The following is a 16585-nucleotide window of genomic DNA, read 5'->3' on the forward strand; positions in this document are numbered from 1 at the left end:
ATTCAAACAGCAAAATCAATTTTTGGCATTTGTTTAAATAATATATGTTCAAGCTCTGCATACCGAAGGTCTTCTTCTGAGACAGGATCATTCACTTCAATATCAAAGTATTGAATAGGAGTCGCATTAAAATCCAAATCGTCTAAATTGAGTTCATATTCGTCGTGCACAATAATCTCTCCCTATGTAGCAAGTTGTTGAGTTGTGCTTTTGTGTACTTTTATAATTATGGGCAAATTTGTGTTAGCTTACTGGGCAAAATGGTTCCTACGACACTAAAATGCCAATTTACTAAGCAATTTTTTAGCCAGCACGAGAATTGAAATATGTAACCAGTTCGTTGGTATATTGATTTTCTTCAGTTTTGCAAAAACGGCAGGCGACAAACGTCACATCGTCTTCAAACTGATTGCCTTCAACAAATTTTTCTAAATCTTCTTGAATAGTGATAATTATTTGATTTGTATCAAGGGTTTTTATGCTTTTTAGTTTTTTAAGTAAACGGCGTTCTGAGTATTCTCTTTGGTTAGTTAAGTTTTTTGCTTCTATTAATCCATCAGAATAAACAAAAAGTATATTATTGGGTTTAAAATCACATGTATAGTTTTTGTATTTAACATAATGCTCATCATTTTGACTATTTCTGAAGCCCAGTCGTTTACCAAGACCGAGCAGTGTTGTGTGGGATTCTGTGTTTGATTCTTGGTTAATAATTAAAGGAAAATTTTGTGCTGCATTGGAATACGTCATTTTTTGGTTGATGGGATCGATAACCGTCACAAACATGGTCATGACCAAGTCTTCACCGCCACAGCTTCTTACAATAAGGTCAAGTTCTTCAAGAATAATGGAGGGATCACTTATTTTTCTGCCGTAGATTGAATCGCAATAGCCTTTTACCGCGGCTGTGAGCATTGCACTAGGTGTTCCGTGTCCTGTGACATCGCCAAGAAAAAGCATTAGTTTTTTATCGGGAAGAGGATAAAAATGCCACCAGTCGCCTCCGCATTCTGAAGCAGATTGAAACTGACCAGAAATTTCAAAATATCCTACTTGTAAATTTGTTGCTTTCGGAATAAATGACTTTTGAATAACTCTTGCAGTTTCGAGTTCGTTTGCCATTCTTTGCTGCTTTTTTTCTTCTTCAATAAATTTTAAAATTTGCGTTACCATGTGATTAAAATTATTTGTTAAACTATCAATTTCGTCATGGCCGACAATACTTTTTTGAATATTTGTTTGAACAAAATTACTATTTGCAATTTTAATGCTGGCTTCTTCTAATGCTTTTATTGGATTAATAACCAAATTAATAATAAATATAAAACTAGAAATAATTAATACAATGCAAAGTAAACTTGATAATAAAATTGCTTTTATAATAATTGATCTATTGGCTTCACTTATTTTTTTAGTTGAATAGATCATAAATAAGTAACCAATTTTATTAACTTCTAAAACGTCTTTAATCATGGTTTTAGAAAAAAGTGGGTATGCTAGTAAAGACGTTTCTTCGTTAGAGTTGTTAAATTCTACAACATTATTATAATTTTTATCGTATTTAATAGAAACAAGTTGTTTTTTATTTTCTGGGGTTAAGAAATCATCAAATTTAAAATCAGCATCTTTGCCCAATGTGTCTAAATTATTACGCTCTAAATACGAAAAAACTTTTTCTCTTTCTGTAAATATAACAACTCTAACTATATTTTCATTTTTCATAATTTGTAATAAGGTAGAGTTTAAACCTTTAAAATCGACATCCCACAATGCATTTTCGACAACAGGCAGTGCTGCAGAAAAAATAGACAATTGATTTTTTCTCTCAAATGCCTCCATCTCTGATCGGTTTTGGCCAATATAAAAATAGGTTGTGATTCCCATGATGACAAAAATAATAGCAATAAGTGCTAAGGCTGTTTTAATTGCAAGTGGAAACCTCATGTTTTTGAAATGAGTACGAATGTTCATAAAAGCCTTAACATTTAAAATTACAAACTATTTATTAATGATTGAAGCTATATAAACATCGGTTTTTACAGATTTTACTTTAATGGGGGAGTGGTTATGTTGGCTATCAGGTGAAGCAAAGCCTCTAGCCGCAATTCTGCTTGATAAACAGAATGACCAAAACAGTAAATGCCATGCCGTTCTAAAAGAAAGCCGCAATTGGCTGGATGCTTCGAGTCATGAAAAAAATGATTTTCTATAAAGTGGGCCATTTTTTCCATGTCTTGATGGTTTTGCACGACTGGAAGATAAAAGTCTTCTTGATGATTTTTTTTGCCTAATGCTTTTAAAAGCTCGTGACCTTTTAGCTTAAAGTAACCAAATTCCAAACCTTGAGAAGACACCTGCTTATGTTCAAGCTTTTTAAGCAAAATAGATTCAAACTCAGGAGCATGACAATGCAAAATAGCGTGTGCAGAAGAAACATTTTGATAAATGACTGCATGAATTAGAGTTTCATCACTTGGTTTTGCAGATAAAGGGTTTAATGGTGTGCCTTGCAGTGACACTCTGATAAAGCGGCCAGGGTTTAAGTTACGTTTGTGTAAGCCCGATTTTGTTATAAGAAAATCATTGTTTTTTGTCCGAATACTAAAATTACTACTTGTTGCAGGTATTGCAAGACGTGTGTCGAGTCTTTTTGCGGTATCACATATTTTATTTAACTCAATTGTTTCAAATAAAGACAGCGGAAAGTGCGAAGCGTCTTTTATGATTTTTCTAAAGTTTCTCATAATACATCAAGTTCTTTTCTAAAGTTTTGAATGCTGTTTTGAATACCTTGGCTGTCGGTAAATATTCCTGTGCCAGCATTTAAAACAAAATCGGTTCCAAAATCTGCTTTTGCAAGAGCTGTGTGTTCTTGTTTAATGCCGGCGCTGAGTACAGGCATTGTACTGCAAATTGGCCAATTTTGGTTTGTTTGTAAACAATGTTGTGCAATATCGAGTGCAATGTGTTTTTGCAAACCAAGTTTACCGTATGGGCTTGGAAATAAGCTTAAGTCTGCTCCTGCCGCACGAATCAATTGCGCTAAAGTAACGCGTGGGTGTATTGTGGCATTGTGTTCTTGACTTCCGAATGCTCCAACAAGTGCTGGGTGCGATAAAATAGGCACATCAACGGCTTTGCGAATTTCTTGTAATGCTTCAATTCCCGCTGTCCACACATTCACAAGCAATGCATTAGCCCCGGCTTCAACAAATGCTTTTGCATGTTGTATGTAGTTTGCCGAATCAATTTGTAAGTGCACAGCGTACAAAGTTTTTAAATTTCTTTTTTGTGCTTCTTGAGCAACGGCTTCTATGCGTTGCAGGGAATCCAGCGGTGACGCATCGTGTCGTATTTCATCATCTTTTAATATATGAACCCCTGCTTCTGCTGCCTCAAGATATAAAGAAACAATTTTTTTAGCATTCATTCCCACATTTGGTTTTAAAATACCCATCAACAGAGGGTGTTTTTGCTGCACACCAAGCAATTGACGCAGCGACTCAGGCGAAAATTTAGGGCCAATTAAATTTTTATTGTCAAAACAATCTGCAGAAAACCAAACAGAGTTTAGTTGCACGCCTTCGTAAAAACTCATTTTGCCGTACAAAATAGCCAATAACCATGACAATTTGCGATGCCAAATGTTAAGCGGAAAAGCGACAACTGCTTCATGAAAATCAGAAAAGCTTTCTAGCGATACAATCTTAGCAACTTTGCTTTGCAAAATAGCGTGACTGACATGGGTTTCGTCCCAAGCGCCTAAAGATTGACCAATTGCAATCTCTTCAATTAAATTTATAGAGTACTTTTTGCTATCGATTCTAAATTTTGCAAATGCATGTGGCTCGTTGCCAAGGGGGGCAAGTAAATTTTGATTTTTGATTGCAGATTTCATAAATTTACCCCTTAGATTTGAGATTTGTTGCTAAGAATTGCGCCACTTGAAACTCGCCATTGTTATTTTTTGTCATCACTCCAAACTCTGTAATTATTCCTGTGATGAGCGCATTGGGGGTGATGTCAAAAGATGGGTTCCACACTTGAATATCTTTGGCCGCAATAGGAATGCCTTGAATGTGGGTCAATTCTTGGGCTGGGCGTTCTTCAATATGAATTTCTTTGCCAGTTTGTTTTGTGCAATCAATAGAACTCGAAGGCGCCGCAACATAAAAAGGCACGTTATAGTGCGCAGCAACAATAGCAAGTTGTAATGTTCCTATTTTGTTTGCGGTGTCTCCGTTTGCAACAACTCTATCCGCTCCAACAACAACTCCATCAATCTTTTTTTCTTGCATTAAAAATGCGGCCATGGAGTCGGTAATAAGAGTTGCTGGAATTTTTTCGTAAACAAGCTCAAATGCCGTAAGGCGTGCGCCCTGATTGTAAGGGCGTGTTTCTGTTGCAAAAGCGTGTTCGAGTTTGCCAGCTTGATGAAGCGAACGGATGACTCCTAACGCTGTGCCAAAACCAGCTGTAGCCAGCGATCCTGTGTTGCAATGAGTCAAAATTTTCAAGTTTTTATTGTGGCCAAAGCATTCGACCCCAAATTTGCCAATTGCCTTATTATCAGCAATATCATTAGCAAGCATGTCTTCTGCTTTTTTGATAAAAAATTCTTTTAAAATTTGTGGGTTCTGAAAATAAGTTTGGTTTGCTTTAAGCTCTACTTCAATGATGTGTTTCATGGAATGAGCCATTTTAAATAAGTTGACTGCTGTGGGTCTGCTTGTACACAAATAATCAAGTTTAGCAAAGATATACTCTTTGAGTTCATCAACAGTAAATTGATGTTCTAAATGATGAAGCTCACTGGCAAGAGAAAGAGCTGCAGTGATTGCAATAGCAGGTGCTCCACGCACTTTCATACTATGAATTGCCTGCCAACCATCTTTAGAATCAGAACACTCTTCGTACACAAAAGAATCGGGAAGTAACAACTGGTTTAATAATTCTAACTTATTATTTTTAAATCGAATTGCTTCGAGGTTATGTAACATAAATTTGCACCTATTCTTAAAAAATTATAAAATTAGTTCCAGTATTTTCCATAGAGTAAATTCAAATTGCGTTTTGTTTCTGGAGGAATAAGACTTGGCGTTGTCATAATTGCATGCTTTGCGGCATGAAAAATAGGATTATCAGATTCTAGTGGCAGCAACTTATGAATTGCTTTGGCAATGCGTTTTGACGCTTCGACATTGTTATTTAATACCGCTAACACAGCATCAACCGTAACAGGCTCTGTTTCCTCTTTCCAGCAATCATAATCAGTCACAAAGGCTAAAGTTGCATACGCAATTTCTGCTTCGCGGGCTAAAATGGCTTCTGGCATTGCAGTCATGCCAATAATAGTCGCTTCACTTGCTCTAAAATAATGGCTTTCTGCTCGACTACTAAAACGAGGTCCTTCAATACACACTAACGTGCCACCAAAATGGGTTGAGATTTTTTCTTGTTCACAAGCATTGGCAATATATTTTTGTAGTTCTGTGCAGTAGGGGTCTGCAAAGCTGACATGTCCTACAACACCGTTGCCAAAAAAGCTTCGTGCGCGAAGACCTGTGGTTTTATCTAAAATTTGGGTAGGAATCACTGCAGTTCCAGGTGCTGTTTTTTCTTGCAAGCCACCAACAGCGCTAATGCTAACAATATGTGAAACTCCTAAAGATTTTAAAGCATAAATATTGGCTCGGTAATTCACTTCTGAAGGGAGAAACCGGTGACCACGACCATGGCGAGGTAAAAATGCAATGGGTCTGCCATCAATTTTTCCAACAATAATTTTATCAGAAGGAACACCAAAAGGGGTTGATATTTCATGTTCAACTAAATTTTCTATTCCTGGAAGATCATAAAGTCCGCTACCACCAATAAATGCTAAAAAAGTTTTTTTATTTTGCTTCATGATGTGATGTGTTCCTTTAAGTTAAAAAAATAATTGCCAAAGCCTCCGCAAACGCAAAGTCCATTGCAGAAACTCCCCATTGGGGTTCATGCGTGCATACTTCTACTTGAATGCATGTAAAGTTTTCAAGGATAAAATGACAATGGTGATTTGTGGTTTCTTGGAGATCGTTGATTTTATGTAAAACTTTTAGAGATTCACTTGGATTTTGCAAAAGTATTTTAGTAAAAAGTAAGGGTCCTTTACTATTTAACTGCACTTCCCATAATATTTTAGACCCAAGCTTTTGTATTGTTTGATTGAGCTTTGCGGTCTCTTGCTGAATGTTGTCTATAAGCGTGCGAGAGGAGTTTTTAATTTTTAGCATGTATTCGGGAGGGGTACTAAAATTTAAAATAACGTCTTGCATTTCTTGTGTTTGATGCATGGTTTCTTTAACAACAGCGTGTTCTTCTAAATTTTTAAAATATTGGGTAACTTTTTGAAATTCGTTTGGCACTGGAAGTAAATTGGTATGTTTTTGCACCATATTATAATAAACAACAAAAGGAGCTAAGCAAACATCCTGCGCATTAACGGTTGTGCCGCCAAAAAATGGTGCACCATTCTGTTGTTGCAGTAAGTGATTTAAAAGTTCAAAAGCTTTTGGTAGTGCGGTGTTAATTTTAGAGTATGCAATTGCGCTACCTTTACTCATAATTGCATAATTCAGCTGCTGTGTAATGTGTTCGTTTATGTACTGCATTGTAAACTTTAGTTTCGCTTTATGTTCTGGCGTTTTGCCAAACAGCATCACCTTGTTTGTGCCCAAAGTATCTAAATACTCCATAATTGTAACACTTTCTCCAAACCCTGAGTCATTGTTTAACTGCAAAGTAGGGACTGTTAAATTTGGATTTATTTTTTTTAATGCTTCTGGTGGGTTTTTTAAGTCAATTTCTTTGATTTCTACCATAGAAGGTGAAATCTCTTTTATTTTTAACGTTATCTTGACTCTAAAACAGTAAGGACAAAATGGAATCGAATAGAGCTTCATGAGGGAGCCTCGTTGTAAGAGAGAATGAAAATTTCTCAAAAAACAAAGATCTTTTGCATAGCGTGGTTATAACTCGGAAATTCTTTTCCTCCAATCCTTTAAAAATAGTTTCCGAAAAAGGAGTGGTGTGATTTTTTGTTTTTCTGTTTATGAGGAAAAAAAATGCTCATAAAGGTATTAGAGCTTTTGCTTACTTATGGTGGAGTGGTCATTGCAGCAATTGTGCAAACTCTTTTTTTGCTATTGCCCGTTAATTTTAAAAACTGGGATGATGATCTGCTTTATGTCATGACCTACATCGGCTTTCAAGGGGTGACGTGTTGTTTGTTGTTTATTGCTCTTCCTTGGGCGCTTGAAATTCGTATGTTACAATATAATGCTTTAATGATATTGATTTTTTCTATTATTATTATTGCTGCGCTGCGAGCAGTTAAACTGATTCCTTTGGAATTTACCTTTCCAATAAAGCAACCAGTTATTGCTTCTAAACGTATACTCTTTACAGAGTTTTATGATGCAAAGCGGTATGTGATGTTTCTTGATATCCCCTTTGACATGCCAGATGGTGAGCTACGCTATAATGCAATTAGAGAGCGTTTGATGCGAACTCGTGCTGAAGATAATCTAACCATTTTAGAAGAACTTATTAATAATGAAAACGATACGTTAGACTGATAGAAGTCGAATATAATTTCCTTATACCGTATTTTCTTAATTTTTTAAAATGCAATGCGTTCTGCTCAAAAAAATGTAAATTCAGCTTAAAAGATGATTGCATTTTGTTTGGAATGTTTGTATCAATGCCCTTCACAGGAGCAAGAACCACTTTACAAGTTGTTCTAACTATGCTTATCCTACTCATGATTTTTTTTAGTTTGTTTTTTATTTGTGTTGCCAAAACTGGAGGATTATACCGTGGCAAAGGAAAAATTTGAGCGTTCCAAGCCTCATATGAATATCGGTACCATTGGTCACGTTGACCACGGTAAGACCACTCTTACAGCTGCTATTTCTGCTGTTCTTTCTACCCGTCAAGGTAAAGTTGCTACTAAATTCGATGAAATCGACAAAGCGCCAGAAGAAAAAGCTCGTGGTATTACCATTAACGCTTCCCACATTGAATATGAAACTGCAAATCGTCACTATGCACACGTTGACTGTCCTGGTCACGCGGACTACGTAAAAAATATGATTACGGGTGCTGCGCAAATGGACGGTGCAATTCTTGTTTGTGCTGCGACTGACGGTCCTATGCCGCAAACTCGTGAGCACATTTTGCTTGCACGTCAGGTGAACGTTCCTCACATTGTGGTATTTTTAAATAAATGCGATATTGCTGACCCTGAGTTGACTGATCTTGTTGAAATGGAAATCCGTGAGCTTCTCACTAAATACAATTTCCCAGGTGATGACACTCCTGTTATTCGTGGTTCTGCACTTGCTGCTCTTCAAAATCCTGCTGATGAGAAAAGTTCAAAATGCATTGTTGAGCTTATGGATGCAGTGGACACCTTTATTAAAGAACCTCCACGTCCAATTGACAAACCATTCCTTATGCCAATTGAAGATGTGTTCTCAATTTCTGGTCGCGGTACAGTTTGTACTGGTCGTATTGAGCAAGGTATTTGTAAAGTTGGTGAAGAACTTGAAATCGTGGGCATCAACCCAACTGCTAAGACTATTTGTACTGGCGTGGAAATGTTCCGTAAAGTTCTTGATCAAGGTCAAGCTGGTGACAACGTTGGTGTTCTTCTTCGTGGTACAAAACGTGAAGACGTTGTACGCGGTCAAGTTCTTTCTAAACCAGGCTCTATCAAACCATTCAAAAAGTTTACAGCACAAATTTACGTGTTGAACAAAGATGAAGGTGGACGCCATAAACCTTTCTTTAAAGGTTACCGCCCACAATTCTACTTCCGTACAACAGACGTAACTGGTGTTGTTGATCTTCCAGCTAACGTGGAAATGGTTGTACCTGGTGACAACATCGAAATCACTGTTGAGCTCATCACTCCTGTTGCAATGGAGCCAGGTCTCCGTTTTGCAATCCGTGAAGGTGGTCGTACAGTTGGTTCTGGTGCAGTTGGTAAATGCATTGAGTAATTAAACTCTTGCTTTGCTGTATTGTGCAGCAAAAACAACCCCAAAAGGTTTTTCCTTTTGGGGTTGTTTTGTTTTGGTGGGGATTCAAGTGGAGTGTGGAAAAATTGAGTTTAAATTTTAAATAACTTGGACTTTTGCTTCTCATAGTTGTTTTTTTAAGATTTCACTATCTCACTTTTTCAGCCAAATCAAAGTTCTTTATTTTTTCAATTCTATTGCTACGAAATCCTCGTTTTAAAAGTCCTGTTACTGTAATGGTTTTTCCTGTCATATGTGCTTTATCTGCTATCTCATATTGATCAGAATTTAATGAAATTTTAGCATTTAAAATTTCATCATCATGCAAGAACCGAATAGTAACATCACCTGATCTTCTATTGTCATCTCCCATTTGGCCGTCTAAGGTTTCTATTGTTCCAAAAATCATTTGATTTTGTGTTAGTAGTGTGGGGCGAAGTTTTTCTTCAATGCATTCTATTTTTTGTATTAAATCGGTTGTTAAGGAAACGCTAGTTGGAATACCTAAATCATGTTGAGGTAATTTAAGAGCCCAAGATGCGGAAAATTCAACGTCATCTTCTAAAATGCTGCGTAATGCGCTACAAAAATTTGAACTTAATAAAGGCGGTATAATGATATTCTCCTCGCCATTTCTTGCAAGTTCTTTAATCTCTTTTAAAGACTTCATGAAACTTATCATTGTCATGCGAACAAAAGGAATACCTTTAGTCGATGCGGATGATGCAATATCGTAATTTACAGCATAAATCGGGCAAGATATTTTAATGATGAAGCTTCCTTTTTCTGTTTGTTCCATCTTACAAGCGTCCATAAGTTCATTTGCTTCAGACCTGCGAAGTTTTGCATGATGTTTTTGTGGAGAAAGAATGCTGCATGCTGTAGCAATAAGTGCTTTTTTTATTGCTTCCATTGTTTGAACGGCTCTCGTAAATGGGATTTGATATTCAGTTTTTGTTTGTAATCGCATACGAATTGTGTCTGAACTAGTTGAACGCCAATCGCTAATAATCTGTTCTGGTGTTCTTTCTTCGATTATAGATAATTTTTCAGCAAGTCTTGTTATGAGTTCAGGATAGTCATCCAATTCTGATTTTATAGGTATTTGTAACTGCCTGTTTAAATATTTTTCATTTTTATATAACTCAATACTTGGAGGAAGATCATCAACATACTTCCAACCATGTTGTGTGACATAGGCAAGAATATCTTTTGGATTGATATCATTCAATAGTTTATAATTCATATTTAATATCTTCCTTTTTTGAGATTCTTATCATTAAATCTTTTAAGCTTTGGACTGTAAGTACATTTTCAGTTGGAATATATATAGTTTGTATTGTATCATTTTTGCTTGGCGGAGCTCCACGTAAACTGACCCAATACGCAACCCCTTTTAAAAGAAGTTGTTCTTCAGAAATATAAAGCCAATCTTCATGATTTTTAGGTAATTGTAATAAGATAAGAAATTTTCTTCCTCCTGTATTTTCAGATCTTAATTTATTATACTGTTTTATTCCTTTAAAAGGATATGATATTTTTTTTGTATTAGTAATAAGTTCTTGTGATGTTGCTTTTAGTTGAATTTCGATTTCAAAATCTTCTAAAACAGATAATGGATCTGGCTTAATTCCTGCGCCAACTCTTGCATCTACAATACGATAAGAGTCTTCAAGCCTGTTACTATAGGAACAAGTAAAACCCGCTTGTGAAGCAACAGCATGTAAATATGCGTAACTTAATTCTGCTTCAGTCTCATTCAGCGAAATTGTCATTTTTGTAAACTTTCATCTATAAACGTGTGAGCGCCATTACTGAAACAAATTTCTACAGAAATTTAAGCAATGAGTGATACTTAAGTAATCATTTAAGTTTTTTAAGACACATATCTTTTTGTCTTAAAAGACTTTCATCGTATAAAAAACCTTTAAAAAATCAAGAAAAGCTCACCACATCTTTTCTGAACGTAGCCACTTCTTAAGTTTTTTTGTGATTAAAACAGAGGAATTTCGTTGCACTCGATTTATAGGGTAAAATTAAATGAGAGCTTTTTTCTCAAGATTTTTTCACAATCCAAAGAGTTTGCGTATTCTTGCTGAATCTGTGATGCCATCTAGTGAGATTGAAAAAAAGTAAGGGACTTGCCACTGCTGAGTTTTTATTGCGTCGTTTGCGACAGGTTTTGCCCAAGAGGGATAAACGCGAATGGCACGTTTTCCTCCCTTGCCATGGGATGACATAATTCCCTTTGAGACAAGTAAGCTTTTATTAAAAATAAATTGGCCATTATTAGTATTGTTAGAGACGTTTATCACAATAAAATCGACACCATCTTGAGTATCAATGGGTGCAATTTTATTTAGCGGCGCCGATCGTTTCCATAAAGTAACAAATTGACCAATTTTGGTTGGTGTTGTTTTTGCAATTCGGAAAACAACATGACACCCACTTATTACAAATCGGCAAGCACCATAATCAGAACTTTCTGCTTCACGTATGATATTTGAAACGTTTAGATGTGCTGGGCTATAAACAGTTTTGATGGCAGTAATTAAATCTGTTGGAATATCTGTAAATTTATTTTTTGGAAAATCTTTTTTGTCAATATTAAGCATTCACAAAATCTTCTTTAATAAATTGTTCGATTAAATAATTAGAACGCATGTCTGCTAAAAAATTATAAGCCGTTGTTTCGTTGCCAGCGGCATCGGTGTTGGTAAAGGCGTGAGTACTCAATCCAAAGGAAATAAAAGTGTAGTCGGCTTGGCATGCTTTCATTTCGTGATGAAAATTTTTAATGTCTTCGTCTGAAACCATGGGATCGCGAGCGCCATGCAGCACCAGCATTTTAGACATTTTTTGTTGCGGGGTTGCGCGTAACTGTGAATTTAATAAACCATGCACCGAAATGGCTCCATGCAGATCGCTTGTCATGCGTGCTAAAAGTAACGACGAAGCTCCACCAAAACAATATCCAATTGAAAATATTTTATTGTGCTTCACAATAGGATTGCGTTTTAATAGCTCATATGGAGCCATAATACGCTTTTTATAAGTTTCAAAATTTTGGGTGATAGAGCTCATAAGTTTTGCAGATTCGTCAAAAGTAGATCCACATTGTTGGTTGCCATACATGTCTGCAACCAAAACACAGCAGCCCATGGTAGCCAGTTTTTCTGCTACGCGTTTTTGCTTTTTGTTCACGCCCCAAAAGTTAGTGTACATCACTATACCTGGCACTTTATAACCTTGGGTTTGCGGTTCTACCAAATAGCCTGTGCAGGTGGTGTCTTCGACGCGGTAATCAATGTTGGTTGTTTTCATTTGTATGTTCTCCTTAACTAAACAAATTTAAAATCTATAATTTCGTATTCACGAGTTCCTGCTGGTGCTTCAACAACAACAATTTCGCCTTTGCTTTTATTGAGAAGCTCATGACCAAGCGGAGATTTCCAACTAATTTTTTTTAAATTTAAATTGGTTTCGTCTTCGCCAACAATTTGGTATTCAAATTTTTTACCTTGTTCGTTTTCTAAGGTAACGGTTGCGCCAAATAAAATTTTGTGTCCAATTTGTTCTTTTGGGTTCACGATTCTGGCTGCAGAAATTCGTTTATCTAAAAACCGCAAGCGTCTGTCGATTTCGCGCAGTCTTTTTTTGCCATATTGGTATTCGGCGTTTTCGGAGCGATCGCCTAATTTGGCGGCCGCAGAGACCTCTTGTACCACAGTGGGGCGTTCTTTTTTAGAAAGCTCGTTAAATTCATCAAGCAATTTTTTATAGCCATCAGGAGTAATTAAATTGGGTGCTGTGGCATTGTTGTGATTATGTGTTTTTTGTGAAGTTACTTGTGCTCGTGTCGCATTCATCAATTATCCTTTAACGTGTCGCCAATTTTAAATTAAGAATATTATGCTTTTTTGTCAGTAATAATTTGCTCAAAGATTCCTGCAACATGAAAGTTAGCAACTTTGTCTTTTTTGCCTTGCAAAATGTCTCGTTGCATTATGACGCCATCGCGACAACTTGGGCAACCGCTAACAACCGCTTCTGCTGGTTCTTCACGAATTTGTTCAAACAATTTTTCAGAAATTTTGGTACCAATTTTAGGGTGTTTGAGTCGCCCCGTGCCTGATAAACCACAGCATTTATCATAAGCGGCTACACTTTTGTAGTACATCTTGAGCAGTTGTATTTGTGCTTCTGTGGCAGCTTTGGTGTTATGACAAGGTACTTTTAACCCAACTGTTTTTAAAATTTTATTCTGAGGTTTAGTAAATGGAATAGCCACTGCAGCATCCATTTTATTTATTAAGTTTACAGCAATCTCTGCGGTGTCTTGAACGTCAAAGGTTATTTGTTTGATGTCAAAATCTTCAGGAATACGACTACGAATCCTGACTGTTTCTAAAATATTTTCATTTTTAAGCAATGCACGCATTTCTCGAATTGCTTCGCAACATGTTGGGCAGTTTGAAAAAACCACAAAGTGGGGAATTGCAATCATTGATGCGCGGTGCTCTTCTACGAGTTTAAAAATGCATTTTGCAATTTCAATCAAACTTATAATTTGACTTTGTTTTGCGCGTTCGTGCAATCCATCTGCTTCAAATGGAAATCCACAGCACATCTTTTTTTCTAAATCAACAAAACGAGCATGCAATGTGTCTTTAAAAAATGTGTCTACACTTGTTGAAGCTTGTGGATTGCCAAATGTGTCCATGCAGCCACGGTAGCGAATGTAAACTGTTTGTGTATCCAATTGATCGTGCGCCACATATTTGTTGTGCGTATTGTTTGCGGCAATCACAACAAAGTTGTCATTTTGGTCATGACGAATGCCGTGCTCAGAGGGTTCGTAATGGGTGAGTGAAAGTGTGGGCGGTACAGTATACGTTTTTAGCCAATCAGGGATAAATTTAATTTTTCTAATAAATTTAAGAATAGGCGCGCTCAACATCATAATAAAGGCAAGAATTTTATAGGTCATAGATTTAAATACATCTTCGCCCATAAGGCGTTCGTATACAAAGCCCCATAATTTTGAACCCATAGAGGGTAGCATGCCCATTTGATGGTAGGCGCGCATTAAGGGATGCATTTCAATATCAACAGGACATGCTTTGTCGCATCTGCGGCAGTAAAAACATTTGGATAAAAGTGCAGCACTTTCTTTCATCATGGTTGATGTTGTGGCAATAACTTTTAATAATGCAGACGAATTTTGAGTTTGTTCGGCAGTTTTACGAGCATGCGCAATGTATTCCATAAACATTAAAATATTGCGTTTACTTGGAAGTACAGAAAATTTGCTCTTGCGTTTGCGTTCGCGCTCTAACTCGTGTTCGGCATCAATCACTGGGCATACCTTACAACTGTTGCAGCGCGTACACTTTTGTCCTTCGGCAATTGCAAAATGTTCGCCGGTTAATCGTTGAATTTGAGGATCAAGGTGTTCTAAATTGAGATCGTTGTTTAAGGTTACAGAAATATTTTGTGCCGCATTTTTGATAAATTCTGCGCTTGTGTTGAGAAGCCTTGCGCGCAATGCGCGAGAATGACTTGTTCTTAAAAACAACGTTTCTGGATTAAAAAGGTTATTGGGATCGAGAGTGTCTTTAATTGAACACATTCTCGTAAAGTCTTCTGTGGGAATATAATTTAACCATAAAAAAGGCGCTTTGCCTGCTACGCCATGTTCTCCGGTAAAACGGGCACTGCCGTGCCGGTCTGTAGTGGGTGCAAGACTTTGTGCTTTGCCAATCACATTTTCTAAATAATCCCACGCAATATCGGCTTGTTCTTCGTCATAAAGGTCAAACCCTCCTATATTCCAATGAATAATTGCTGTGTGATTAGGAGTTAAATGACCAAACAGCACATCTTGTTTTTGAATAGAAGTGCTTCGAGGTTGGGCGTGTTCAACAATTTTTAATACTTCGCCAAGATATTCGGTGCGAATTTCCATGTCTGTTTTGCATTTTGTGCGCAATTTTTTTGGCAATTCTTCACGTGGTTTACGGAGTATTTCAAACTCTTCAATTCCTTCGCTTTGTAAAAGAGGAGATGTTTTTGTAACTTTAAGAATAGCCTCTTCTTGTTTTAAGCCCATTTTGCTAAGAGAATGATTCAAAATTGTTTCGTTGAGGTTGTGGCGTTTTTCGCAGAGCTCTTTAGAGTCTCCTTCTACTGCAAAAATAATAACGGCTTCATCTTTTTCTGAAAACACGTTTGGAAAATCTTGCAAAAGGTAACGGCGGATACTTTGTCCTGAAATAAATTCAAAATACTCGGGTTGTTCAGTTTTGGGTAATGTTTTAATGGCTCGTGTAGCTGCCATCGCCGCTTCAACGCTTGCAAAATGCCATCGCGATCCTTGTAACCAAGGTAACGGTTTTTCTATTTCAAATGTCACTTCATAAATAAATCCTGTGCATCCTTCTGCGCCCACAAAAGCAGAAATTGGTAACGTAGGGCTATTGGCCATTGTATCTTTGCTATTATTGTTGGAATTTTTGTGCAGCGCCTGTTGTGCTTTCATGTTGGCTGCGGCTTTCATGCCTTGCAGAGGAACAACAATACCTTTTGAGTTGGGAGTGCGGCAGACCTTTAGTTTTGCCATTTCAATGGAATGCCATGTTTTTTGAAAACGACTAATATTCGTAATGCTAAAAAATTTACGGGCTAATAAAAATGGTTCGTTATTGATGCATTCGGTTTCTTCTGCGTCTGCGGCAAAGCAAACCGCAGCTCCTTGAGCCGCAATTGCGCGTCCGTGTAAAATGACTTCAAACGCTTTTCGCCCTCCGTTGCTACCTGTTGCCGCAATCCCTCCCGTTGCAGCTCTTGGCGTATTGGGATCGCAGCGCAATACGTATCCTCTTTTACTGAGGTAGGCGACAAGATCTTTAAAAGGTACACCAGCACCAACAGATATTTCATACTTTCCTGGTGTTCTGCGACTTTGTTGAATTTGTGAAATGTGATCGATGCCCCGAACACTAATTGTGACAGCGGAAGCCATGGGTGTGACACCCATATTATAGCCTCCGCCTTCTCCATAGGGGATCATCGGGATTTTGTGTTGATACAATAATTGTACAATAGACTGAAGTGCTTTGGGAGAATAAATATGAATCACAGCCTCTGTGACAAGGGCTCTATGCTCCATACTATCAGCGGAAAAAGCTTCACGGTCGAGCCATAGCGCAGAAAAATTTCCTTCGCCCACAATCGAAATAATTTGTTTTTTTAAAGTTTTGAGCTTGTGGCGAATTTCAAATGTGTTTTCGACTCTTTGATTGATAAAGGTGAGCAATTCGGGAGCTACATTTTTTTGGAGCTGTGGCAAGATGTGTTCATAGTATTCGTTGCGCGTGAGTAAACTTGGTAGATACGTGTGTTTGCCTGACGTGTTGGTTCCTAAAAAAGGTTGCATTTTTTGCGCGACATCATGCGGCATGGGGGGCATAAGTCCAGAGAGCTCAAGCCAGTTGTCGAGTTCCGCTGAATTCATATTG

Annotated in this window: 15 protein-coding genes; 2 read left to right on the plus strand and 13 right to left on the minus strand. The window is 37.2% G+C overall.

Annotated elements, in window-relative coordinates; genetic code table 11:
• Positions 1-2 precede the first annotated feature (2 nt).
• The 7 genes from Spiro2_RS03040 to Spiro2_RS03070 form a co-directional block, all read right to left on the minus strand.
• Positions 3-170 carry a hypothetical protein gene (locus Spiro2_RS03040; protein ID WP_338636929.1) on the minus strand — a complete coding sequence of 56 codons (168 nt, stop codon included), beginning with the start codon at positions 168-170 and terminating at the stop codon, positions 3-5.
• A 133-nt stretch (positions 171-303) separates the two neighbouring features.
• Positions 304-1971 carry a SpoIIE family protein phosphatase gene (locus Spiro2_RS03045; protein WP_338636930.1) on the minus strand — a complete coding sequence of 556 codons (1668 nt, stop codon included), beginning with the start codon at positions 1969-1971 and terminating at the stop codon, positions 304-306.
• A gap of 74 nt (positions 1972-2045) precedes the next feature.
• Positions 2046-2744, minus strand: coding sequence for a methylthioribulose 1-phosphate dehydratase (gene mtnB, locus Spiro2_RS03050; protein ID WP_338636931.1), 699 nt, complete (start codon positions 2742-2744; stop codon positions 2046-2048).
• Positions 2741-3898 carry a RuBisCO large subunit C-terminal-like domain-containing protein gene (locus Spiro2_RS03055; RefSeq protein WP_338636932.1) on the minus strand — a complete coding sequence of 386 codons (1158 nt, stop codon included), beginning with the start codon at positions 3896-3898 and terminating at the stop codon, positions 2741-2743. The genes mtnB and Spiro2_RS03055 overlap by 4 nt, the downstream gene beginning before the upstream one ends.
• 4 nt (positions 3899-3902) lie before the next feature.
• Complete coding sequence (gene mtnA, locus Spiro2_RS03060) at positions 3903-5000, minus strand: S-methyl-5-thioribose-1-phosphate isomerase (RefSeq protein ID WP_338636934.1); 1098 nt, start codon at positions 4998-5000, stop codon at positions 3903-3905.
• Positions 5001-5032: 32 nt separating this feature from the next.
• Positions 5033-5908 (minus strand): S-methyl-5'-thioadenosine phosphorylase, encoded by an 876-nt coding sequence (gene mtnP / locus Spiro2_RS03065; RefSeq protein ID WP_338636935.1) that lies wholly within the window; start codon positions 5906-5908, stop codon positions 5033-5035.
• Between the two features lie 16 nt (positions 5909-5924).
• Positions 5925-6944, minus strand: coding sequence for a glutathione S-transferase family protein (locus Spiro2_RS03070; protein WP_338636936.1), 1020 nt, complete (start codon positions 6942-6944; stop codon positions 5925-5927).
• Positions 6945-7106: 162 nt separating this feature from the next.
• Between Spiro2_RS03070 and Spiro2_RS03075 the strand changes: the two genes are divergently transcribed.
• Together Spiro2_RS03075 and tuf are read left to right on the plus strand one after the other, a co-directional pair.
• The gene (locus Spiro2_RS03075; protein WP_338636937.1) at positions 7107-7619 is read left to right on the plus strand and encodes a hypothetical protein; all 513 of its coding nucleotides are present in this window, start codon (positions 7107-7109) and stop codon (positions 7617-7619) included.
• Between the two features lie 240 nt (positions 7620-7859).
• Complete coding sequence (gene tuf, locus Spiro2_RS03080; protein WP_338636938.1) at positions 7860-9047, plus strand: elongation factor Tu; 1188 nt, start codon at positions 7860-7862, stop codon at positions 9045-9047.
• 166 nt (positions 9048-9213) lie between these two features.
• Here the strand turns inward: tuf and Spiro2_RS03085 are convergent, their stop codons facing one another.
• The 6 genes from Spiro2_RS03085 to Spiro2_RS03110 all read right to left on the minus strand — a co-directional run bounded on the left by Spiro2_RS03085 (position 9214) and on the right by Spiro2_RS03110 (position 16581).
• Positions 9214-10311 (minus strand): hypothetical protein, encoded by a 1098-nt coding sequence (locus tag Spiro2_RS03085; RefSeq protein WP_338636939.1) that lies wholly within the window; start codon positions 10309-10311, stop codon positions 9214-9216.
• Entirely contained in the window at positions 10301-10840 is a 540-nt protein-coding gene (locus Spiro2_RS03090) for a DUF4365 domain-containing protein (RefSeq protein ID WP_338636940.1), read from the minus strand. The genes Spiro2_RS03085 and Spiro2_RS03090 overlap by 11 nt, the downstream gene beginning before the upstream one ends.
• 291 nt (positions 10841-11131) lie before the next feature.
• Entirely contained in the window at positions 11132-11680 is a 549-nt protein-coding gene (locus Spiro2_RS03095; protein ID WP_338636941.1) for a MepB family protein, read from the minus strand.
• Positions 11673-12389 (minus strand): dienelactone hydrolase family protein, encoded by a 717-nt coding sequence (locus Spiro2_RS03100; protein ID WP_338636942.1) that lies wholly within the window; start codon positions 12387-12389, stop codon positions 11673-11675. The genes Spiro2_RS03095 and Spiro2_RS03100 overlap by 8 nt, the downstream gene beginning before the upstream one ends.
• 17 nt (positions 12390-12406) lie before the next feature.
• Positions 12407-12934 carry a transcription elongation factor GreB gene (greB, locus tag Spiro2_RS03105; protein WP_338636943.1) on the minus strand — a complete coding sequence of 176 codons (528 nt, stop codon included), beginning with the start codon at positions 12932-12934 and terminating at the stop codon, positions 12407-12409.
• A 41-nt stretch (positions 12935-12975) separates the two neighbouring features.
• Positions 12976-16581 (minus strand): FAD-binding and (Fe-S)-binding domain-containing protein, encoded by a 3606-nt coding sequence (locus Spiro2_RS03110; protein WP_338636944.1) that lies wholly within the window; start codon positions 16579-16581, stop codon positions 12976-12978.
• Between the last annotated feature and the right edge of the window lie 4 nt (positions 16582-16585).

It is taken from the genome of Spirobacillus cienkowskii, from assembly GCF_037081835.1.
GTDB lineage: Bacteria > Bdellovibrionota_B > Oligoflexia > Silvanigrellales > Silvanigrellaceae > Silvanigrella > Silvanigrella cienkowskii.